The organism is Rhizobium binxianense (assembly GCF_028994275.1).
Classification (GTDB): domain Bacteria; phylum Pseudomonadota; class Alphaproteobacteria; order Rhizobiales; family Rhizobiaceae; genus Rhizobium; species Rhizobium binxianense.
The window spans coordinates 3405242-3426255 of sequence record NZ_CP118713.1; the positions used below are offsets into that span (position 1 = coordinate 3405242).

The 21014-nt window shown below is 62.4% G+C and carries 21 protein-coding genes; 15 read left to right on the forward strand and 6 right to left on the reverse strand.

Annotation, left to right across the window (positions count from 1 at the left end):
• Positions 1-61 precede the first annotated feature (61 nt).
• The 7 genes from gap to PO860_RS16830 all read left to right on the forward strand — a co-directional run bounded on the left by gap (position 62) and on the right by PO860_RS16830 (position 7957).
• Positions 62-1072, forward strand: coding sequence for a type I glyceraldehyde-3-phosphate dehydrogenase (gap, locus tag PO860_RS16800; protein ID WP_273881757.1), 1011 nt, complete (start codon positions 62-64; stop codon positions 1070-1072).
• Between the two features lie 225 nt (positions 1073-1297).
• Complete coding sequence (locus tag PO860_RS16805; RefSeq protein ID WP_183609581.1) at positions 1298-1612, forward strand: hypothetical protein; 315 nt, start codon at positions 1298-1300, stop codon at positions 1610-1612.
• Between the two features lie 188 nt (positions 1613-1800).
• A complete protein-coding gene (locus tag PO860_RS16810; RefSeq protein ID WP_273881756.1) occupies positions 1801-1980 on the forward strand; it encodes a hypothetical protein in 180 nt (59 codons plus the stop codon).
• Positions 1981-2446: 466 nt separating this feature from the next.
• Positions 2447-4321: a potassium/proton antiporter gene (locus PO860_RS16815; RefSeq protein WP_183609579.1), complete on the forward strand. Its 1875-nt coding sequence runs from the start codon at positions 2447-2449 to the stop codon at positions 4319-4321.
• Positions 4322-4390: 69 nt separating this feature from the next.
• Complete coding sequence (locus PO860_RS16820; RefSeq protein WP_273884945.1) at positions 4391-5593, forward strand: phosphoglycerate kinase; 1203 nt, start codon at positions 4391-4393, stop codon at positions 5591-5593.
• Positions 5594-5818: 225 nt separating this feature from the next.
• The gene (locus PO860_RS16825) at positions 5819-6844 is read left to right on the forward strand and encodes a class I fructose-bisphosphate aldolase (protein ID WP_273884944.1); all 1026 of its coding nucleotides are present in this window, start codon (positions 5819-5821) and stop codon (positions 6842-6844) included.
• 189 nt (positions 6845-7033) lie between these two features.
• Positions 7034-7957 (forward strand): PhzF family phenazine biosynthesis protein, encoded by a 924-nt coding sequence (locus PO860_RS16830; protein ID WP_273881755.1) that lies wholly within the window; start codon positions 7034-7036, stop codon positions 7955-7957.
• A 28-nt stretch (positions 7958-7985) separates the two neighbouring features.
• Here the strand turns inward: PO860_RS16830 and PO860_RS16835 are convergent, their stop codons facing one another.
• On the reverse strand, positions 7986-8150 hold the full coding sequence (locus tag PO860_RS16835; RefSeq protein ID WP_097621222.1) for a hypothetical protein: 165 nt from the start codon (positions 8148-8150) through the stop codon (positions 7986-7988).
• A 174-nt stretch (positions 8151-8324) separates the two neighbouring features.
• On the opposite strand from PO860_RS16835, the gene PO860_RS16840 reads away from it, so the two are divergent.
• From PO860_RS16840 to rcdA, 3 genes are all read left to right on the forward strand, one after another.
• The gene (locus PO860_RS16840) at positions 8325-9623 is read left to right on the forward strand and encodes an MFS transporter (RefSeq protein WP_183609574.1); all 1299 of its coding nucleotides are present in this window, start codon (positions 8325-8327) and stop codon (positions 9621-9623) included.
• A gap of 78 nt (positions 9624-9701) precedes the next feature.
• On the forward strand, positions 9702-9893 hold the full coding sequence (locus tag PO860_RS16845) for a DUF1192 domain-containing protein (protein WP_097621224.1): 192 nt from the start codon (positions 9702-9704) through the stop codon (positions 9891-9893).
• A gap of 392 nt (positions 9894-10285) precedes the next feature.
• Complete coding sequence (gene rcdA, locus PO860_RS16850) at positions 10286-10801, forward strand: protease adaptor protein RcdA (protein ID WP_003542804.1); 516 nt, start codon at positions 10286-10288, stop codon at positions 10799-10801.
• 140 nt (positions 10802-10941) lie between these two features.
• Here the strand turns inward: rcdA and rpmE are convergent, their stop codons facing one another.
• The gene (gene rpmE / locus PO860_RS16855) at positions 10942-11163 is read right to left on the reverse strand and encodes a 50S ribosomal protein L31 (RefSeq protein ID WP_003566413.1); all 222 of its coding nucleotides are present in this window, start codon (positions 11161-11163) and stop codon (positions 10942-10944) included.
• A 192-nt stretch (positions 11164-11355) separates the two neighbouring features.
• On the opposite strand from rpmE, the gene PO860_RS16860 reads away from it, so the two are divergent.
• From PO860_RS16860 to PO860_RS16880, 5 genes are all read left to right on the forward strand, one after another.
• On the forward strand, positions 11356-13158 hold the full coding sequence (locus PO860_RS16860; protein WP_273881754.1) for an ABC transporter transmembrane domain-containing protein: 1803 nt from the start codon (positions 11356-11358) through the stop codon (positions 13156-13158).
• 143 nt (positions 13159-13301) lie between these two features.
• Positions 13302-14294, forward strand: coding sequence for a Bug family tripartite tricarboxylate transporter substrate binding protein (locus tag PO860_RS16865; protein ID WP_273881753.1), 993 nt, complete (start codon positions 13302-13304; stop codon positions 14292-14294).
• A 163-nt stretch (positions 14295-14457) separates the two neighbouring features.
• The gene (locus PO860_RS16870; protein WP_003566419.1) at positions 14458-14646 is read left to right on the forward strand and encodes a YegP family protein; all 189 of its coding nucleotides are present in this window, start codon (positions 14458-14460) and stop codon (positions 14644-14646) included.
• Between the two features lie 260 nt (positions 14647-14906).
• Positions 14907-15245, forward strand: a complete 339-nt coding sequence (locus PO860_RS16875; protein ID WP_097618330.1) for a YciI family protein — start codon at positions 14907-14909, stop codon at positions 15243-15245.
• A gap of 7 nt (positions 15246-15252) precedes the next feature.
• Positions 15253-16503, forward strand: a complete 1251-nt coding sequence (locus PO860_RS16880; RefSeq protein ID WP_273881796.1) for an RNA polymerase sigma factor — start codon at positions 15253-15255, stop codon at positions 16501-16503.
• Here PO860_RS16880 and PO860_RS16885 read toward each other — a convergent pair whose 3' ends face one another.
• From PO860_RS16885 to PO860_RS16900, 4 genes are all read right to left on the reverse strand, one after another.
• The gene (locus tag PO860_RS16885) at positions 16504-17535 is read right to left on the reverse strand and encodes a peptidoglycan -binding protein (protein WP_272783911.1); all 1032 of its coding nucleotides are present in this window, start codon (positions 17533-17535) and stop codon (positions 16504-16506) included.
• A gap of 3 nt (positions 17536-17538) precedes the next feature.
• Complete coding sequence (locus PO860_RS16890; protein ID WP_183609569.1) at positions 17539-18651, reverse strand: flagellar motor protein MotA; 1113 nt, start codon at positions 18649-18651, stop codon at positions 17539-17541.
• A gap of 112 nt (positions 18652-18763) precedes the next feature.
• Positions 18764-19564 carry an inositol monophosphatase family protein gene (locus tag PO860_RS16895; RefSeq protein ID WP_183609568.1) on the reverse strand — a complete coding sequence of 267 codons (801 nt, stop codon included), beginning with the start codon at positions 19562-19564 and terminating at the stop codon, positions 18764-18766.
• Between the two features lie 245 nt (positions 19565-19809).
• Entirely contained in the window at positions 19810-20907 is a 1098-nt protein-coding gene (locus tag PO860_RS16900; protein WP_183609567.1) for a protein-glutamate methylesterase/protein-glutamine glutaminase, read from the reverse strand.
• Positions 20908-21014 lie beyond the last annotated feature (107 nt).

Genomic DNA, 21014 nt, shown 5'->3' on the forward strand with positions numbered 1-21014 from the left:
CTCCATCTCCTCAATTCCAGGCCCTCTCTATCGGGCCCACCTCTATCGGGAGTGAATGAACATGACAGTCAAGGTTGCCATCAACGGTTTCGGCCGCATCGGCCGTAACGTCCTTCGCGCCATCGTCGAATCCGGCCGCACCGACATCGAAATCGTCGCCATCAACGACCTCGGCCCGGTCGAAACCAACGCTCACCTGCTGCGCTACGACTCGATCCACGGCCGTTTCCCGGCAACCGTGAAGGTCGAAGGTGACACGATCATCGTCGGCAACGGCAAACCGATCAAGGTTACGGCGATCAAGGATCCGGCAACGCTGCCGCACCGCGAGCTCGGCGTCGACATCGCCATGGAATGCACCGGCATCTTCACCGCCCGCGACAAGGCCGCCGCTCATCTGACGGCCGGCGCCAAGCGCGTCATCGTCTCGGCTCCCGCCGATGGCGCCGACCTGACCGTCGTCTTCGGCGTCAACCATGACCAGCTCACCAAGGAGCACCTGGTCATCTCCAACGCCTCCTGCACCACCAACTGCCTGGTGCCGGTCGTGAAGGTTCTCGACGACGCCGTCGGCATCGACCACGGCTTCATGACCACCATCCACTCCTACACCGGCGACCAGCCGACGCTCGATACGATGCACAAGGACCTGTATCGCGCCCGCGCCGCTGCCCTTTCGATGATCCCGACCTCGACGGGTGCAGCCAAGGCCGTCGGCCTCGTTCTGCCGCATCTGAAGGGCAAGCTCGACGGCACCTCGATCCGCGTTCCGACCCCGAACGTCTCGGTCGTCGACTTCAAGTTCGTCGCCAAGAAGGCGACCAGCGTCGGCGAAATCAACGAAGCCATCAAGGCTGCGGCAGACGGCAAGCTGAAGGGCATCCTCGGCTACACCGACGAGCCGCTGGTCTCCCGTGACTTCAACCACGACAGCCACTCCTCGATCTTCGCAACCGACCAGACCAAGGTCATGGAAGGCAACTTCGTGCGCGTGTTGTCGTGGTACGACAACGAGTGGGGCTTCTCCAGCCGCATGTCCGACACCGCCGTCGCGTTTGCCAAGCTCATCTAAGAGCCTGACTATCGACGATCGCAAGCGGCCCGGGAAACCGGGCCGTTTTGTTATACGCGCTCATGTCGCATCATTTCCCATTTCCAGCACCGGATCTGGTAGGATAAGCGGCCTTGGGCATACGACATGCACAGACCGCCAGTAGCCTCGGCTCCGAAGCCGGCCACGGCGTCATCGATAACCCCTGCAGCCGCATCGCCGTCTGGGGGAGATAAAGAGAGATGGATGGATTACTTTACCGTTGAAATCGCCGGCCGTGCCGTTGCCAGCTTTCGCTCCGAAAATGACGAGGAAGCGACGCATTTCTTCGAGGCGGAGGATTTTCGAGACGATCTGACCATCCTGGAGTCCGAAGGCAAGCCCCTTTGGGACCGCAAGGCGAGCCTGAGTTTGCGCAAGGCGACCGCCGAGGAAGCAAGCGAAGTCGAGCACGCCTATGAATTCGACGATGATCCCGAACGGACGATCGAGGACGAATTCGTCGTTTTCCTGGTTCCGGTCGCGGATCTCACCGACGAGGGCGACGACACGGAAGACTGACCGGCGATCCGCATCTTTTTCCGGTTCCCGCCACATCGAAGCGACGGGTTCGATGTGGCGTTGCCGCTTGCAGAACAAGATGGCGGTGCAGTCGCGTCACGGATTGGCCATCCGCTGGCCAGGCGTGATAGATTGAGGACATCCACAGCGCGGCATAATGGCTGAAATGATCCAAGCGGAGGTGATAAATGGCAGAGGCACAGAAACGCTTGTCCCACACCACCCTCAAGCGGCGGCAGCGGTTTCACCCCAAGCGGGACGTCAGGCCTGCCGTTCTGGCAAAGGCCAATCATCTGGTCGTCTGGGTCGCCGCGTTCATCGGCCTCTCGTTTCTCGCCATCGTCATACTTCAGGCCGTGTTGGGATAGCAGAGCAACGACTGGCCCTTCTGGCACAAATCCACAGCCGGTTGCGCGCGCGCGACCGCCGGCATTTCCTACCCGCGAAAAATCTCCGCAGTCCACATCCGCGCCTGCAATCCACTCCTAGTCATTGGACTGGTCAAACGGGCCGCGTGAACGCAGGAGCCTGTCTTATCCTGTTGCCGTTGCAGATGCCGGCAGGAAATATTCGTGCCTTTCTCTTTTGCCCTGCTCTCGCCTGATTTTCCTATACATTCTTTATAGAGAATTTCTCCCGTAGCATTCCAAGTCGGTTGGCCGTCCGGCAGCCGTCCAGCAGCATGATGCAGCGTCGCGACGAGGTTAAGCCGCAAGGCCTACCCTTCTCTGGCGTTTTGCCGTTTACTGATGGACCGCCGCGCGTGAGGGAGAGTTTGGAATTCAGGCGGATCGGTCCGGGTGGCCGCCAAGCAGTCGTTGGAAAGGGGTGGGCATGGAAGCGTTCTACATCGTGGTGCTGGTCTCGACGGCGCTCGTGCTTCTTGCCGCTTTTTCAAGCCTGCTCGCCTTTCGCTTCGGCGCCCCCCTGCTGCTGCTTTTCCTGATGATCGGCCTTGCCGCCGGTGTCGACGGCCTCGGCATCGAGTTCAGCAACAATTACCTCGCCTATATTCTCGGCTCCATCGCGCTGGCCGTCATCCTGTTTGATTCCGGCTTCGGCACCCCGATGCAGGCCTTTCGGCTGGCGGCCGTGCCCTCGCTGGCGCTCGCCTCGGTCGGCGTGCTGATCACCGCCTCGCTCTTTGCCTTCGCCGCCATGTGGCTTTTGAATTTCACCTGGCTGGAAGGCCTGCTGCTCGGCTCGATCGTCGCATCGACGGATGCCGCCGCCGTCTTCTTCCTGCTGCGCATCGGCGGCATCAATATCCGCGACAAGGTGCGCTCGACGCTGGAGGTCGAATCCGGCACCAACGATCCGATGGCGATCTTCCTCACCATCGCCCTTGTCGAGGTGCTGGCGAGCGGCGAGCGGTATGCCGGCATCAATATCGGCATGCTCGCCATGTTCGTGCAGCAGATGGGCCTCGGCGTCATTCTCGGCCTGCTCGGCGGCATGATGATCGTGCTGATCGTCAGCAAGCTCGATACCGATCGCGGCCTGACGCCGATCTTCGTGCTGGCGCTCGCCCTTCTCGTCTTCTCCTTCACCGGTGCTGTCGGCGGCAGCGGTTTCCTCGCCGTCTATGTCGCCGGCATCTACGCCGGAAACCGCAAGATGCAGGCGATCGGCACCATCAAGCGCTTCCAGGACGGCATGACCTGGCTGGCGCAGATCATCATGTTCCTTGTGCTCGGCCTGCTCGCCACGCCGTCGCAATTCCCTGCGATCATTGTCCCGGCCATTCTGCTTGCGCTCTTCCTGATCTTCGTCGCCCGACCCTTAGCAGTCTGGCTGTCGCTGCTTCCCTTCGATTATACGCAGCAGGAGATCGGCTTCGTTGCCTGGGTCGGCCTGCGCGGCGCCGTCTCCATCCTGCTGGCCATCATGCCGATCCTCGGCGGGCTCCCGAATGGTCAGATCTATTTCAACACGGCCTTCATCATCGTGCTGGTCTCCCTCCTCCTCCAGGGCTGGACGATCAAGCCCGTCGCCAAGAAGCTCGGCCTGATCATTCCACCGCGCATCGGCGCGGTCGACAAGGTCGAGGTCGACCTGCCGGGCGCGGCCAACCACGAGCTGCTCTCCTACCGCGTCATCAAGGATAGCCCGGTGCTGCGCGGCGAGCGCATTCCGCGCTGGGCGACACCCTCGCTCGTCATCCGTGACGGCAAATCGATGCGCTACCAATATGCCGGGCGGCTGCGCGAGCACGATCTCGTCTATCTCTTCATCGTACCGAGTTATTCCCGCCTGCTCGACCGGCTGTTCGCCAGCCGTGCGCCGGTCGATGAGGACGATGCCGAATTCTTCGGGGCTTTCGCACTCTCCCCGGCCCGCCCCGCCGCGGATCTCGACGCCGCCTATGGTCCCGGCCTACTCAACGAATCCGAAAAGGGCCTGACGATCGCCGAGCTGATGCGGCAGCGCCTCGGCGGCAAGGCCGATTATGCCGACCGCGTCCGCCTCGGCTCGATCATTCTCATCGTTCGCGATCTCGACGAGCACGACCACATCACCTCCGTCGGCATGTCGCTCGAAGCCGTCGAACCGGCGATCACGCTGCCGATCTTCATCAATCTCAAGGAGATCATTCAGCGCATCCGCGACCGGCTGAACGGGCGCCGGAACCGTGAAATCAAGACCTCCGAAAGCGCATCGAAAGCCACGGCCGGACGCGACGAAGGCACACACGAAAACGGCCGTTGAACGCCTTGCGTCTCGAATGATCCTTGCTATGGTCGGCGCGACTTCCGCCAACCAAGACTGGATCTCCCCATGCCTTCTTTCAAGACCCTCGACGATCTCACAGACATCCGCGGCAAGCGCGTTCTCGTCCGCGTCGACCTCAATGTTCCGGTCAAGGACGGCAAGGTCACCGATACGACGCGCATCGAGCGTGTGGCGCCGACGATCCTCGAACTGTCCAACAAGGGCGCCAAGGTCATCCTGCTGGCCCATTTCGGCCGACCGAAGGACGGGCCCTCGCCCGACCTGTCGCTGTCGCTGATCGCCCCTTCCGTCGAGGAAGTGCTTGATCACGCAGTGCTGACGGCCGCCGATTGCATCGGCGAAGCCGCCGCTTCCGCCGTCGCGGCGATGAAGGACGGCGATATTCTGCTTCTGGAAAACACCCGTTTCCACAAGGGCGAGGAAAAGAACGATCCTGACTTCACCAAGGCGCTTGCCGCCAACGGCGATGTCTATGTCAACGACGCCTTCTCCGCCGCCCACCGCGCCCATGCCTCGACCGAGGGCCTTGCTCACCACCTGCCGGCCTATGCCGGCCGCACCATGCAGGCCGAGCTGGAGGCGCTGGAAAAGGGCCTCGGCGATCCGGCCCGCCCCGTCGTCGCAATCGTCGGCGGCGCCAAGGTGTCCACCAAGATCGACCTCCTGATGAACCTGGTGAAGAAGGTCGATGCGCTCGTCATCGGCGGCGGCATGGCCAATACCTTCATCGCCGCCCGCGGCACCAATGTCGGCAAGTCGCTCTGCGAGCATGATCTCGCCGAAACCGCCAAGCAGATCATGATCGAGGCCGCGACTGCCGGCTGCGCCATCATCCTGCCGGAAGACGGCGTCGTTGCCCGCGAGTTCAAGGCAGGTGCCGCCAACGAGACGGTCGATATCAACGCCATTCCGGCCGATGCCATGGTGCTCGACGTCGGTACCAAATCCGTCGAAGCCATCAACAGCTGGATCGAGCGCGCGGCGACCCTCGTCTGGAACGGCCCGCTTGGCGCCTTCGAGATCGAGCCCTTCGATGCCGCAACCGTCGCTGCCGCAAAATACGCCGCCGGACGCACCACGGCCGGCAAGCTCACCTCCGTTGCCGGCGGCGGTGACACCGTCGCTGCCCTGAACCATGCCGGCGTCGCCGACGATTTCACCTATGTCTCCACGGCCGGCGGCGCCTTCCTCGAATGGATGGAAGGCAAGGAGCTTCCCGGCGTCGCCGTTCTCAATGCGAGCAGATAATTGCAAAGCCTGATTTGACAGGTTTTACATGCGGATAGACCGCGGAGGCCAAGCGCTTTTCGCGGTCTTTTGCTCAGGCCGCGGAAAAAATCCCACATTTTCAAACGATTGAATTGATTTCAATCGTTTCAATGACTTAGGCTTCCATTTTCCTCTCTATAAACTTCTGTTATCGCCGTCCTATATTCTTAAATCGCCGATGTTTAATGCAGTGGAGAGAACGAGATGAGCGAACGACTGGAAGACATTGCAGTGCAGATGGTTACGGGCGGCCGGGGACTGCTTGCAGCCGATGAATCGACCTCCACCATCAAGAAGCGTTTCGACACGATCAATCTCGAATCGACCGAAACGAGCCGTCGCGATTACCGCGAGATGCTCTTCCGCTCCGATGAGGCGATGAAGAAATATATCTCCGGCGTCATCCTCTATGAAGAGACGCTCTTCCAAAAGGCCGCGGACGGCACGCCTTTCGTCGATATCATCCGCGCCGCCGGCTCCATTCCCGGCATCAAGGTCGATACCGGCGCCAAGCCGATGGCCAAATATCCCGGCGAAACCATCACCGAAGGCCTCGATGGTCTCGGCGAGCGCCTTGCCCGCTATTATGAAGCCGGCGCCCGCTTCGCCAAGTGGCGCGGCGTCATCGCCATCTCCTCGTCGCTGCCGACCCGCGGTTCGGTCCGCGCCAACGCTCAGGCGCTCGCTCGTTATGCCGCACTCTGCCAGGAGGCCAAAATCGTTCCGATCGTCGAGCCGGAATGCCTGATGGACGGCAAGCCGGGCGACCACAATATCGACCGCTGCGCCGAAGTCACCGAATCCACGCTGCGCATCGTTTTTGAGGAACTCGCCGATGCCCGCGTCAGCCTCGAAGGCATGATCCTGAAGCCGAACATGGTCATCGACGGCAAGAACGCCCGCAAGGCCTCGGTCGCCGAAGTCGCCGAACGCACCGTGCAGGTGCTGAAGCGCACGGTTCCATCAGCGGTTCCCGGCATCGCCTTCCTTTCCGGCGGCCAGTCGACCGAAGAGGCGACAGCCCACCTTTCGACCATCAATGCCACAGCCGACCTGCCCTGGTTCGTTACCTTCTCCTACGGCCGCGCCCTGCAGGACAGCGCGCTCAAGGCCTGGAACGGCAAACCGGAAAACGTCGCCGCCGGCCAGCGCGAATTCACCCACCGCGCCGAGATGAACAGCCTCGCCGCCAAGGGCAGCTGGAAGAAGGACCTGGAAAAGGCCGCTTGAGTTTCTGCGCTGGGATTCCGGGCGGAGCGGCAACCATAACGTTGCCGCTCCTCCCAACCCCTTCACCAACGAGCCTCTGGGGAAATCAGCCCAGCGCACATCCCCCATCATTGTCACGGCGACAAGAAACCGCTTCGTCCCGTCAAAGTCCGTGATTATCCATAGCGGCCCGCCACAACAGGAGCCGCGATGAATACCTTTTCCTACGTCAGCGTCGATGTCTTCACCTCCACCCGCTTCGAGGGCAACCCGCTTGCCGTTATTTCCGATGCGCGGGGTCTCAGTGCTGCGGCGATGCAGAAGATCGCCACCGAATTCAACTATTCCGAAGTCACCTTCGTCCTGCCGCCTGATCGTCCGGAGAATTCCGCCCGCGTGCGCATCTTCACTCCGACGATGGAAATCCCCTTCGCCGGCCATCCGAATGTCGGCACCGCTTACGTGCTTGGCCAGCAGGCGGAAATCTTCGGTAAGCCGGTCGGCGATAGGCTGCGCTTCGAGGAAGAAGCCGGCATCGTCGAAGTCGAGCTGAGACGCAGCGGCGGAAAGATCGCAGCCACTGCCATCCGCGCGCCGCAGCCGCTGACGATCGGCGATACCATTGCCGCGGAAACCATCGCCCACTGCATCACGCTCGAACCCGGCGCCATCGTCGCGACCACCCATGCCCCGGTCTTCGCTTCCGTCGGCCTGAATTTCGCCATCGCAGAGCTAAACGGGCTGGAAGCGCTGGCCGCCGCCCGTGCGAACCTTGCCGGGTTCCAGGCAGCCGCCGGTCGCCAGACGACGAGCGGTCACGACTTCTCGCTCTTCGTTTACGCCAGAACAGCTGAAAATCCATGGACCATCCGCGCCCGCATGTTCGCGCCGCTCGACAATGTACCTGAGGATCCGGCAACCGGCAGCGCTTCCGCCGCTCTCGGCGCCTATCTCGTCTCGCTTGTACCGGACGCCGATATGAAGGTCCGCATCACCATTGAACAGGGCGTCGAAATGGGTCGCCGCAGCATTATCACCCTCGATGTCGTGAAATCGGGCGGCATCGTTACCGACGTCGTCATTTCGGGAAGCTGCATTTCCGTCATGCGCGGCGAAATCATCCTGCGGGACTGACGGCCACATCGAGGCTTGAATACGGGGCTTACATCAGGAAATCGCGCAACAGCAGGTCCAGTGCCCAGACACCGAAAGCGATCAGCGCGATCCTCCAGAAATCCATCCGCCGCCTGAGGCCGGGAAGCCCGAGCGGCTTGATCAGCTGTATCGCCATGGCAAGAATGAGCAGCAAGGCTATCAGCTTTGTCATGCTTTATTTTTTCCGTTTTTCGGAATGTCACAGGACGGACATTTTTCCGCGCGAACAAGAGGACCACGACACGCCGTAAAGACATTCCGGGGCACAATCAATCATCTTGAGGCTGGGCTGACGCCGGTCGTGCCTTATGTCCATTGCAAATCGCTGAAGACCGAGTCTGGGGAAATGAAGAGAAATCTGCTGTCCGTCGCCGCGCTGCTGTTTGGCACGCTCTTCCTTTTCATGGGCAATGGTCTGCAGGGCATCCTGCTTCCCGTGCGCGGCAATCTCGAAGGTTACGCCACGACGACGCTCGGCCTGCTCGGCACGTCATGGGCCGGGGGCTTCGTCATCGGCTGCCTGGTGGCGCCGAAACTGGTGCGCCGCGTCGGCCATGTCAGAGCTTTCTCCGGCTTCATCTCGATCATCGCCATCATCGCGCTGGTCAGTGGCATCATCATCGATCCGATCTGGTGGGTGGTCCTGCGCGCGGTGACCGGCTTCTCCACCGCCGGCACCTCGATGATCATCGAAAGCTGGCTGAATGAGCGCGCCAGCAACGAGAGCCGCGGCATGATCTTCTCACTCTATATCGGCATCACACTCATCGGCGTCGTCGGCGGCCAGATGATGATCCCGCTCGAGGACGTGCGCACGCCGGTGCTGTTCATGATTTGCGGCATCTTCTATTGCATCGCCATGCTGCCGACGACGCTGTCGACCGCCGCTTCGCCGCAGCCGCTGAAGGCGGTGCGCCTCGACCTGCCGGCGCTCTATCGCAACTCGCCGGTCTCCTGCCTCGGCATCCTGCTCGTCGGCATCGCCAACGGCGCCTATGGCACGCTCGGCGCCGTGTTCGGCGCCGGCGCCGGCCTCTCCGACACCAGCATCGCCGTCATGATGAGCGCCACCATTTTCGCCGGCGCCATGATGCAGCTGCCGGCCGGCCGGCTTTCCGATCGTATCGACCGGCGCTATGTGCTTGCCGCCATGTCCGGGGTCGCCGCCCTTGCCGGCCTGCTGATCTTTTTGCTGCACCCGACGTCGCCCGCCTTGCTGATCGGGCTCGTTGTCCTTTACGGTGCTGTGGCCAATACGCTCTATCCGATCGCCGTCGCCCACGCGAACGACTTCGCGGCATCGGAGGATTTCGTCAAGGTCTCCGGTGGCCTGCTGCTGCTCTACGGCATCGGCACGGTGATCGGCCCGACGATCGGCGGCCCCGTCATGTCGGTGATCACCCCGCACGCGCTTTTCCTGGTCACCGCCGTCGCCCATGTGCTGATCACCGTTTACGCCATCATCAGGAGCCGCATCCGCGCCGCCGTCCCGGCCAGCGACCGCGATGCCTACACGACGATCCCGACCGGCACCTCGCCGATGCTGACACCGCAAAGCATGTCGCTTGCCGATCGCGGCACCGGCAAAACTCCTGAAACCGGGAAGTCTCCCGAAAGCGGCGATCCTGCGGTAAAGTTCGGCTGAGCAATTTCGCGAAAAATGCGCAGCGGTTTGCGTCCGGAATTGCGTTAAAGCGATAGAACAGCAAACGGAGGACGAACCATGAGCTTCATCGACGACGACCGGCCGCAGAAAAAGGTCGCCCACGAGATCGGCGCCGATCTCTCCATGCTTTCGGTGGACGAGCTGAAGGCGCGGGTCGAATTGCTGAAGACGGAGATCGACCGTCTCGAAGCCGAGGCCGCTCGCAAGGCCTCCGGGCGGCAGGCGGCGGAAAACTTCTTCCGCTCGTAATCTGCTAAAAACTTCTGAAAACAAGGCTGTAGGCTTACAAAATGAGCCCGCCTCAAGTCTTAATCCGGCACAATGTTAATAGAATATTAAGCTTTATAAGATATTACTGTACTCATCCAGATTTTCTCTGGATTTCAGACAGTTTTCCAAGCGGTGAATTGGTCTGATTTTTCTCCCTGTTTTACCTTGAGAGCCGCTTTTGCGGCTCTTCTTTTTCCCATGGCCGGCGCATTTCCACGAAACTGTGGAGATTAACCCTTTCTTAAGAAACGGCTTGCGCATTTGGGCTAATGATACCATCTTAAAGTCATAGAGACCGGCACAGGAAACTTTTCCGTCTGTGCCGGCGTTACCTGAATATAAAGTAGCTGCGTGCAACAGGGACTATTGCGATGTCGGAAGTTGGATTGAACACGATCAGTTTTGCAGGCCGCGCCGCTGCATCCTCGCAGTTCAAGGCACTTTATGCGGAAGGCATGTCGCTGGTCGAAGAGACCGCCGCCTATCTCGATGGCCAGGGCCGCGCCGCCTCAAAGGTTCTGCCGCGGATGGCCTCGGTTCTCTACGCCGCAGAATCGATGCGCCTCACCACCCGCCTGATGCAGATGGCCTCCTGGCTGCTGTTGCAGCGCGCCGTCAACAATGGTGAAATGTCCCGCGACCAGGTACTGGCCGAGAAAAACAAGGTCCGCCTCGACGGCTTCAACGTCGATCGCGCCGCACCCGGCTGGGGCGACCTGCCGGAATCCTTCCGCGACCTCGTCGAGCGCTCGCTCCGTCTGCAGAACCGCATTGCTTTGCTCGACCGCGAGATCTACCGCCCGTCCGAAGCCGTGATCGTTCATGATAATCAGAACAGCGTCCAAGCCCAGCTTTCTCTGCTGCAGACCGCCTTCGGCAACAACTGACGCATCGCGAGAATTCGATACAGACCGGCTGCGCCCCGCGCGGCCGGTTTTTTGTTGTAGCCAAACACGCCTCAGCCAGCATAGACGCAAAAAAAGCCCGGCGAAACCGGGCTTCTTCAAATTCCGTCGAGCAGAAGCGATTAGAGGCCGAGGCCGCCGAAACGCTTGTTGAACTTGGAGACGCGGCCACCGCGGTCCATGAGCTGCTGGTTGCCGCCGGTCCAGGCCGGATGCGACTTGGAATCGATTTCGAGGTTCATGACGGCGCCTTCCGAACCCCAGGTCGAGCGGGTTTCGTACTCAGTGCCATCGGTCATGACCACCTTGATCATGTGATAGTCGGGATGGATGCCTGCCTTCATAACAATCTTCCTGCGATACCAGAGGTCAATTGACGCATGCAGTTGCGGCCAACGAACCGATTGAATAAATGAAGCCGCAGTCGTGGTGGCTACGGCTTCCCATTAGGATGCGGTGCCTATACATGAAGGACGCCGGGATAACAAGAGCCAACAGGCCGCATTGCGCGGGTCCTGCGGGCGATCGGAGACGATTTGGCAGAGCAGGCACAAGCTGAGGAAAACAAGAGGCGGTCGCTGCGGCCGCTCGGGAGGCTGACACCTTATGTCATGCGCTATCGCGGCATGGTGGCCGGGGCGCTGATATCGCTCGCGCTTGCCGCCGTCACCTCGCTGACACTGCCGCTTGCCGTGCGCCGGATGATCGATCACGGCTTCACCCAGTCCGACGGCCGCTTCATCAACAGCTACTTCGCCATGCTGATGGTCATGGCTGTCGTGCTCGCGGTCGCGAGCGCGCTACGCTATTATTTCGTCATCACCATCGGCGAGCGCATCGTCGCCGATCTTCGCCGCGATGTCTTTGCCCATGTGACGAGGCTGTCGCCCTCCTTCTTCGACGTCAACCAGTCCGGCGAGATCGTCTCGCGCCTGACTGCCGATACGACGCAGATCAAATCAGCCGTCGGCGCCACCGCCTCGGTGGCCCTCAGGAACCTCATCCTCTGTATCGGCGCGATGGGCATGATGATCGTCACCTCGCCGAAGCTTTCGAGCCTCGTCATCGGCGCCATCCCGCTGATCGTCTTCCCGCTCGTCGCCTTCGGCCGCTCGGTGCGCAAGCGCTCGCGCGCCGCCCAGGATACGCTCGCCGAGGCTTCCGCCTTCGCCAACGAGACGATCGCCGCGACCCGCACCGTCCAAGCCTTCAACGGCGAGGATGCCGCAGCGACACGTTACGGCGCCGCCGTCGAATCCGCCTATGAAGCGGCCCGCGCCGCCATCCGCTCCCGCGCCCTGCTGACGGGGATCGCCATCACGCTGATCTTCGGCAGCGTCGTCGCCGTGCTCTGGTTCGGCGCCCATAGCGTGCTTGCCGGCACGCTTTCAGCCGGCACGCTCGGCCAGTTCCTGCTCTATGCCGTCATATCAGCCGGTTCGCTGGGTGCGCTGTCGGAGGTCTGGGGCGAACTTTCGCAGGCTGCCGGTGCCGCCGACCGGCTGACCGAACTCCTCGACGAGGTCTCGCCGATCGCCGCCCCCGCCAGCCCGCAGGCTCTCCCTTCGCCCGGCCGTGGCCGCGTCGAATTTTCCGGCGTGCATTTCGCCTATCCCTCGCGCCCCGGCAGATCGGCGCTGCATGGCTTAAGCTTCGCCATCACGCCGGGCGAGACCGTTGCCATCGTCGGTCCTTCCGGTGCCGGCAAGAGCACCGTCTTCTCGCTGCTTTTGCGCTTCTACGATCCACAGCAGGGCAGCGTGAAGATCGACGATGTCGACGCGCAACTGACGACGCCCGACGAGTTGCGCCAGCGCATCGCCATCGTGCCGCAGGACGTCACCATCTTTGCCGCCTCGATCCACGACAATATCGCTTTTGGTCGTCCCGGCGCCTCGCGTGACGAGGTTCGCGCCGCAGCCCTTGCCGCCCAGGCCGACGAGTTCATCACGCGGCTGGATCAGGGGTACGAGACCGAGGTCGGCGAGCGTGGCGTTACACTCTCGGGCGGCCAACGCCAGCGCATCGCCATCGCTCGTGCCATCCTGAAAAACGCGCCCGTGCTGCTGCTCGACGAGGCAACCTCCGCCCTCGATGCCGAAAGCGAGACGCTGGTGCAGAAGGCGCTCGACGGCCTGGTCGACGGCCGCACGACGCTCGTCATCGCCCATCGCCTGGCAACCGTGTTGAAGGCCGACCGCATCCTCGTCATGGATCAGGGCCGTGTCGTCGAAGAGGGCACGCATCAGAGCCTGATCCGCCATGGCGGCATCTACGCACGGCTGGCGCGGCTGCAATTCGACGCCGCCAACGAGGATGCGCTCGCCACGGCGAAATAGCCGGCATGCGTATCTCTGCAAGCAGCGACTAAAGTCTGACCTCCGCCGCGCTTCCCTGCGGTTGTTTTTCGCGCCCTCCGCCCTAACCTTTTCATTCCCCGGGGTGGGGATATTGCCGTTGAAATTCTTGGGAGGAGATAGGAATGGCGCTTTCCGATATGACGCGACGCACGGGCATTGCGCTTGGCTTTGGTGTGCTTGCGGCCTTTGCTGCCGGCGCGTCTGCCACTGCTGCGGATTTTCCCGATCGCGCGATCACCATGGTCGTGCCCTTCGCGGCCGGCGGCTCGACCGACGTCGTTGCCCGCATCGTTGCGCAGAAAATGTCGGAGGATCTCGGCCAGCAGGTGATCGTCCAGAACGTCGCCGGCGCCGGCGGCAATCTCGGCGCCGGCAACGTCGCCCGGGCCGAACCTGACGGCTACACCATTCTGATGGGCACCGTCGCAACTCACGCCCTTAACCCGCTGATCCTCAAATCGACTCCCTATGACCCCGAGAAGGATTTCGCCCCGGTCTCGCTGCTTGTCGTCGTGCCGAACGTGCTGGTCGTCAATCCGGAATTGCCGGTAAAGACCGTGCAGGAACTGGTCGCGCTGCTGAAGGCCGAGCCCGACAAATACAGCTACGCCTCGTCCGGCAACGGCACGCCGCTGCATCTTTCCGGCGAACTCTTCAAGTCGATGGCCGGCGTCAGCATGCAGCACATCCCCTATAAGGGCGCCGGCCCGGCATTGAACGACGTCATCGGCAATCAGGTGCCGATCATGTTCGACAATCTGCCGTCCTCGTCCAGCCACATCAAAGCCGGCACCCTGCGGGCGCTGGCGGTGACGACGGCCGAACGCGCGCCTTCCTTTCCCGATGTGCCCACGATCGCCGAGTCAGGCATTCCAGGCTACGAAACCTATACCTGGAACGCGCTTTTCGCTCCGGCCAAGACGCCGAACGACGTGGTGATGCGCCTGAACGCCTCGGCCAAGAAAGCGCTCGCCGACCCTGCCGTCGCGGAACGGATGAAGGAATTCAGCGCCACCATCGTCGGCTCGACGCCGGAGCAACTCGCCGCCCATGTGAAGGCCGAGCTCGCCAAATGGGGACCGGTCGTCAAGGGCGCGAATATCCAGATGGAGTGAGACGAGCAGGCAATCGCTTGCCATCTCTTTGCTTGCGTCCAATCAGAGTGGTGACAATTGGACGCTAAGCAACCCAATTCTAATTAAGGCAGTGGAAAAGCTCGCCATTTTGAACTAGCCTCCCGATGCTGATGATTGCAATCCAGCGTTTCGGGAGACATCCATGTATAAATTCGAAGTTTATAAGGATAAGGCCGGCGAGTTCCGCTTCCGCTTCAAGGCATCGAACGGGGAAACCATGTTCCTTTCCGAAGGCTACAAGGCGAAGGCGTCCGCCATGAGCGCCATCGAATCGATCAAGAAAAACACGCCCAGTGCCGACGTCGTCGACCAGACGAAGGCCGAAGCCTGAGCAGAAGCAGTGGCGGCGTGAAACGCCGCCCTGCCCGCGCCTCCGAGCGCCACTGGCCCATGAGCCCGGCGCGTTTGCCTGTGACCTTGGCGCCATTTCTCCTTTTTCGCATATTTTTTTAAGGCCATGTCGAAATGATCGCTGGCCGCGCCTCATTGTCTCGGAACGGCCGAACCGCTCCACCGGGCGTCACTATAGGATATCGGTTCTCTCCATCGGGATGCCTGCATCAACGCCAACAACGAGATCAGGAGTTTTTTATGCAATATGCTCTCATCATTCGCGAAGCCCCTGAGGATTTCGCCCGCCGTGACGATCCCGCCTATCGCGACGGCTGGGTCGCCTACAGCAAGGCGCTTGCCCAGGCGGGGATCATGACCGGCGGCGCCGGGCTGACAGCGCCCGAGACCGGCACGGTCATACGCCGCAAAGGCGAGGATCACGATGTTCAAGACGGTCCCTATCCGGAAGGCAAAGAACAGCTCGGCGGCTTTTATCTGATCGACGTTCCCGACATCGACACCGCACTCGAATGGGCGACCCGCGTTCCGATCTCCGACAAGGGTTCGGTCGAGGTGCGCCCCCGCCTGCAGATGTGAGGTGACGATGCCGCCCGATGCCGGACGCGCCGCCGAACAGGTGGCGCGTCAGTCCTACGGCAAGCTGATCGCCTTTCTCGCCGCCCGCTCGCGTGACGTGCCGGCGGCGGAAGATGCCTTGTCGGAAGCACTGACTTCGGCGCTTCGCGTCTGGCCGGAACGCGGCGTTCCCGGCAATCCGGAAGCCTGGCTGCTGGTGGCCGCACGCCGCAATCTCATGCAGGCCGCCCGCCATCGCACCGTCGCGGCCAAGGCGCAAACGACGATATCGGTCGCCTTCGAAGAAGCGCAGGAACGCATGAACGAGGCCGGCAAAGCCGTCTTTCCCGATGAGCGGCTGAAGCTGCTGTTTGCCTGCACCCATCCGGCCATCGACAGCTCCGTGCATACGGCGCTGATGCTGCAGACAATTCTCGGCATCGAGGCGAGAACCATCGCACGGGCCTTCGTCGTCTCGCCGGAGGCGATGAGCCAGCGGCTGGTGCGGGCCAAGGTGAAGATCCGCGATGCCGGCATTCCCTTCGCCGTCCCGCCTCGCCCCGCCTTATCAGGGCGGCTCGCCGCCGTACTTTCGGCGATCTACGCCGCCTACGGCCTCGGATGGGACGGTCTCGACGGCGAGGAAGAGCGCCATTCGCTTGCCGGCGAGGCGATCTGGCTCGGCAGAGCGCTTCTGGCAGTACTGCCGGACGAACCGGAGGCAATCGGCCTCGTCTCGTTGATGCTTCACTGCGAAGCCCGCCGCAGCGCCCGGCGCGACAGCGACGGCCGATATGTGCCGCTGGACGAGCAGGATATGGCTGCGTGGAACGCGATCATGATCACCGAGGCGGATGCATTGCTGCGCAAGGCCGGAGGTTTCGAGCGTTTCGGCCCCTTCCAGTGCCAGGCGGCAATCCAATCCGTGCATGCCGCCCGCCGGCTGTCGGGAAAGACCGACTGGCAGGCGTTGACGACACTCTATGCGGCGCTGATGATGATGAAGCCGACGCTGGGTGCGCGTGTCAGCCAGGCTGCGGTGATCGGCAGGGCCTCAAGCGCCGCCGCCGGCCTGGAGCGGCTCGACCAGCTCGATCAGCGCACGGTCGCAAGCTACCAACCCTACTGGGCGGTGCGTGCCTTTCTCCTGTCTGAGGCGGGCGACGATACCGCGGCGACCGACGCCTACATCGCGGCAATCGGCCTCAGCGAGAGTCCCGCCGTGCGTGACTTCCTAACAGGCCGGCTGAAGAAGGCGCGGCAGGCAATGTCACGCTGATCATTTCTCGGTCAGCTTCAGCTCGATGCGGCGGTTGGTGGAGCGCGCATCCGGCGTATCGCCCGGCGCGATCGGCTGGAACTCGCCGAAGCCCGCGGCAACCAGCCGGTCGGCCGGCACGCCCTGCGCGATCAGGAACTTGACGACCGAAATCGCGCGCGCTGAGGACAGTTCCCAGTTGTCGCGAAAGCGGCCCGTTCCGGCAAGCGGCACATTGTCGGTATGGCCGTCGACACGCAGCACCCAGTTGATCTCCGGCGGAATTTCCTTGGCGAGATCGAGAAGGGCGGCGGCAAGCTTTGCCATCTCCGTCTGACCTTCCGGATTGAGATCGGCGCCGCCCGAGGGAAACAGCACTTCCGACTGAAAGACAAAACGGTCGCCGACGATGCGAATATTCTCGCGATCGGACAGGATCTCGCGCAGGCGGCCGAAGAAGTCGGAGCGATAACGGTTCAGCTCCTGCACGCGCGCGGCGAGCGCCACGTTGAGGCGGCTGCCGAGATCGGCGATCTTCGTCTGCGAGACCCGGTCTTTCTCCTCCGACGCCTGAAGGGCGGCTTCGACGGCGGCGATCTGGCTGCGAAGTGCGGCGATCTGCTGGTTCAAGAGTTCGACCTGGCTGAGCGCCCGCTCGCTCACCTGCTTCTGCTCGTCGAGCTCCTGCGTCATGGTGCCGATCTTCTTCTGCGCCGCATCCTGACCGCCGGAACCGGCGCTCAGCAGCGCCTGCAGCCGCGAGCGATCGCCTTCGGCACTGGCAAGCGAGGCCTGCAGGTTGGCGACCGAATCCTGGAGATCCTGGTTGCTGCCCTTTTCGAGTGCCAGAAGCTGCGTCAGTTCGTTGATCTGGCTGTTGAGGCGACTGAGCACCTCATCACGCCCAGTGATCTCGCGACTGAGGATGAACTGCCCGACGACAAAGACCGTCAGCAGGAACATGATCGAGATGAGCAGCGTCGACAGCGCATCGACGAAGCCCGGCCAGTAATCCACCGTGCGTTCGCGGCGCCGATTGCGGGCAAGAGCCATGGCTTACTTGCCCTCGCTCGTTTCTGTCTGGCTGGCGCGGTCGCGCAAACGCTCGCCACGGTCGCCGCGATCGCCTGCCCGCTCCTGCACGCCGATACGTTCGGCAAGCCGGTCGAGCGTCCGGCGCATTGCCTTCGCCTCGTCCTGCTGCACCTCGATCCAGTCGCGCAACATCTGCTGCTCGTTGCGCATGTTCTTGACGAGGCCTTGAATGCCTTCGGCAAGGCTCGCCATGGCGGCGACGGAGCGCTGGTTGCCGGTGCCGCCCTCTTCGGAGACCTTGCGCAGATAATCGGAAAGCGCGCGCATGTCGTCCGAGGAAGCCCCGGCGACGGCGTCGAGGGCCGGGGCAAGGTCGGAGCCGACATCTGTGACCGAGGAGAGCCAGTTTTCCAGCTCCATGTAGAAGCGGTTCTGCGCGCGGCCGGCCTGCAGGTCGAGGAAGCCGAGAATGAGCGAACCGGAAAGGCCGAGCAGCGAGGAGGAGAAGGCCTGGCCCATGCCCGAAAGCGGCATCGAGAGCCCTTCCTTCAGCGCCGAGAGCACGTCCCCCGTGCCGTTCGAACTGGCATCGAGCGACTGGATGACGATGCTGATCGAGCCGATCGTGCCGATGAGACCCCAGAAGGTGCCGAGCAGGCCGAGGAAGACAAGCAGGCCGATCAGGTAGCGCGAGACGTCGCGTGATTCGTCGAGGCGGGTAGCAATCGAATCGAGGATCGAGCGCAGCGCCGTCGTCGACAGCGCCACGGAGGTCTTGCGGCTGCCGATCAGCGCCCGCATCGGCGCAAGCAGCCGCGGATTGCGGTTGACCTTGTCGGCACTGCCGGCGGCGCGGAACGAGTTGAACCAGCGCACTTCGGGGCGAAGCGCCAGTACATGGTTGAAAACAAGAATGATTCCGACTGCGAGAACGCCGACGATCAGGCCGTTGAGGCCCGGATTGTGCATGAAGGCGGTCTGCGTCTGCCGGAAGAGGATGGCGGCGATAAAGCCGACGATGACGAGGAAAAGCAGCATCGTCCAGAGGAAGGGCATGGGGCTGGAAAGCCTGTAGGCATAACCGCTGGCCGTCTTTTCGGTGGAGCCGATCTCCGCCACATTCACATTTTCCATAGGGTCCGCTGCCTCCGGAGTCATTGCTGGCGGAGACTAGAGCAACATTGTGCCGAATTGAAGTATGCCGGGGCGAAAAGCGTGACTTTACAACAGCCGGATTTTCGTTGGCTTACTTGGCGGGAATCGGCCGCTTGACGACTTCTATCAGCGCCTTGTGGATGATCTCGTTGCCGGCGACGATCGCGCCGCTGTCCAGAATGGCCGTGCCGCCGTCCCAATCGGTGGCGAAACCGCCGGCTTCGCGGATGAGCAGGATGCCGGCTGCCATGTCCCAGGGCGCAAGTTCCGCTTCCCAGAAACCGTCGAAGCGCCCGGCCGCGACATAGGCGAGATCGAGCGTCGGCGAACCCAGGCGGCGGATGCCCGCCACTTCGCCCATCACGTGGCGAAGCTCGACCAGGAACTTGCCGTGATTTCGCTTGCCGAGCGCCGGCACGCCACAGCCGATGACGCAATCCGACAGCGTCCGGCGCGCGGCGACCCGCAGGCGCCGGTCGTTGAGGAAGGCGCCGCCGCCGCGCTCGGCGGTATAGAGTTCGTCGGTTGCCGGATTGAAGACGACGGCGGCCACGATTTCGCCGTTGCGTTCGAGCGCGATCGAGACGGCGAAGGCCGGGATGCCGTGCAGGAAGTTCGTCGTGCCGTCGAGCGGGTCGACGATCCAGCGATGCGCGCCGTCCGTGCCCTTGATCTCTTCGCTTTCCTCGCCGAGGAAGCCATAGGTCGGCCGCGCCTTCAGGAGCTCTTCCCTGACGATCTTCTCGGCCTTACGATCGGCGGTGGAAACGAAGTCGCCCGGCCCCTTCACGGAAACCTGCAGATTCTGCACTTCGCCGAAATCACGTCCCAGCGATTTTCCTGCCTTGAGGGCAGCCTGAACCATGACATTGAGAAGAGCTGAACGGGCCATCGGCGCATTTTCCTTGGGACTGATACGAGGTGCGCGCTGCCAGGGGCGGGAAGTGTCCCTGAACATGCATGACAGACAGCGCTGCAAAGATTGGCGGCCTCAAGACCACAAAATCGGGGAAATTTCAAGGGGAGGCATGCATGGCTGCCCTGCGGCGCCGGAAACCGCCGATTATGCTGAATGGATCAAATCCGGCGCAATCGCCCGAGACCACCCGCCCGGCTTGGATTCCCTCGACATCGATCTCAGAACTTCTGCTGCGTCATCAGCACTTCGCGGGCGATCTGATCGAGCGGCAGGATACGGTCGACGCCGCCCTTGGCGATCGCCTCCTTCGGCATGCCGAACACGATCGAGCTCGCCTCGTCCTGCGCCACCGTATAGGCGCCGGCCTGATGCATTTCCAGCATGCCCAGCGCACCGTCGTCGCCCATGCCGGTCATGATGATTCCCATGGCATTCGAGCCGGCCGAGCGCGCTGCCGAGCGGAACAGCACGTCGACCGAAGGCCGATGGCGGGACACCAGCGGTCCGGTCTTCACGCTCACATGGTAGCGCGCCCCCTGGCGCTCGAGCAGCATGTGCTTGTCGCCTGGCGCGATCAGCACATGGCCGCGCAGCACCGGATCGCCATCGACGGCTTCCTTGACCTCGACCTCGCAGAGACCGTTCAGCCGCTTGGCGAAGGCGGCGGTGAATTTCTCCGGCATATGCTGGACGATCACCATACCAGGCGCATTGGCCGGCAATGCCTCCAGGAATTCGCGCAACGCTTCGGTGCCGCCAGTGGAGGCGCCGACGCAGACGACCATCTCCGTCGTCTTCGCCATGGCCCGCCCCGTCGGCGGCGGCAGCATGACATCCGCCGACAGCTTCTTGGCCGGCCCTTCCGGCGAAGCCGTGCGGATGGTTCCGGCAGCGCGGCGCACAGTGGAAAGCCGCGCATGCGAGGCACTCTTGACGACTTCGCGAATACGCATGGCATCATCGGCGAGGCTGTCGGCGGCGCCGATCTTCGATTTCAGGATGACGTCCACGGCACCGGCCTCCAGCGCCTGGAGCAGCGTCTCGGAACCCGCTTCCGTCAGCGACGAACACATCACGACGGGGATCGGCCGCTGCGACATCAGCTTGCGAAGAAAGGTGATGCCGTCCATGCGCGGCATTTCCACATCGAGCGTAATGACGTCGGGGGTCTCCTCCAGCAGCTTCCGCGCCGCCACGAAGGGGTCGGATGCGACCGCCATGATCTCGATATCGGGATCCTGCTCCAGCACATGGGTCAGCGTCTGGCGGACACTGGCGGAATCGTCGATGATGAGAACACGGATTTTCTTACGCATGAATGCTCCTGGAGCATGGTGCCGAAAGATAGAGCATGCCGGCAATTCGAAGAAAAGCGGACATGCTCTAGCTAGAGCAATTCCAGCAAAAGTGTGCAGCGGTTTTG

Bases quoted from the DNA above. Each gene is read 5' to 3' on its own strand.
- rcdA (WP_003542804.1), top strand. From the start codon at position 10,286: ATGTCGGAAGTTGGATTGAACACGATCAGTTTTGCAGGCCGCGCCGCT.
- PO860_RS16815 (WP_183609579.1), top strand. From the start codon at position 2,447: ATGGAAGCGTTCTACATCGTGGTGCTGGTCTCGACGGCGCTCGTGCTT.
- PO860_RS16865 (WP_273881753.1), top strand. From the start codon at position 13,302: ATGGCGCTTTCCGATATGACGCGACGCACGGGCATTGCGCTTGGCTTT.
- PO860_RS16805 (WP_183609581.1), top strand. From the start codon at position 1,298: ATGGATTACTTTACCGTTGAAATCGCCGGCCGTGCCGTTGCCAGCTTT.
- PO860_RS16820 (WP_273884945.1), top strand. From the start codon at position 4,391: ATGCCTTCTTTCAAGACCCTCGACGATCTCACAGACATCCGCGGCAAG.
- PO860_RS16835 (WP_097621222.1), bottom strand. From the start codon at position 8,150: ATGACAAAGCTGATAGCCTTGCTGCTCATTCTTGCCATGGCGATACAG.
- PO860_RS16890 (WP_183609569.1), bottom strand. From the start codon at position 18,651: ATGGAAAATGTGAATGTGGCGGAGATCGGCTCCACCGAAAAGACGGCC.
- PO860_RS16845 (WP_097621224.1), top strand. From the start codon at position 9,702: ATGAGCTTCATCGACGACGACCGGCCGCAGAAAAAGGTCGCCCACGAG.
- PO860_RS16900 (WP_183609567.1), bottom strand. From the start codon at position 20,907: ATGCGTAAGAAAATCCGTGTTCTCATCATCGACGATTCCGCCAGTGTC.
- rpmE (WP_003566413.1), bottom strand. From the start codon at position 11,163: ATGAAGGCAGGCATCCATCCCGACTATCACATGATCAAGGTGGTCATG.
- PO860_RS16810 (WP_273881756.1), top strand. From the start codon at position 1,801: ATGGCAGAGGCACAGAAACGCTTGTCCCACACCACCCTCAAGCGGCGG.
- PO860_RS16870 (WP_003566419.1), top strand. From the start codon at position 14,458: ATGTATAAATTCGAAGTTTATAAGGATAAGGCCGGCGAGTTCCGCTTC.
- PO860_RS16875 (WP_097618330.1), top strand. From the start codon at position 14,907: ATGCAATATGCTCTCATCATTCGCGAAGCCCCTGAGGATTTCGCCCGC.
- PO860_RS16830 (WP_273881755.1), top strand. From the start codon at position 7,034: ATGAATACCTTTTCCTACGTCAGCGTCGATGTCTTCACCTCCACCCGC.
- PO860_RS16885 (WP_272783911.1), bottom strand. From the start codon at position 17,535: ATGGCTCTTGCCCGCAATCGGCGCCGCGAACGCACGGTGGATTACTGG.
- gap (WP_273881757.1), top strand. From the start codon at position 62: ATGACAGTCAAGGTTGCCATCAACGGTTTCGGCCGCATCGGCCGTAAC.
- PO860_RS16895 (WP_183609568.1), bottom strand. From the start codon at position 19,564: ATGGCCCGTTCAGCTCTTCTCAATGTCATGGTTCAGGCTGCCCTCAAG.
- PO860_RS16880 (WP_273881796.1), top strand. From the start codon at position 15,253: ATGCCGCCCGATGCCGGACGCGCCGCCGAACAGGTGGCGCGTCAGTCC.
- PO860_RS16825 (WP_273884944.1), top strand. From the start codon at position 5,819: ATGAGCGAACGACTGGAAGACATTGCAGTGCAGATGGTTACGGGCGGC.
- PO860_RS16840 (WP_183609574.1), top strand. From the start codon at position 8,325: ATGAAGAGAAATCTGCTGTCCGTCGCCGCGCTGCTGTTTGGCACGCTC.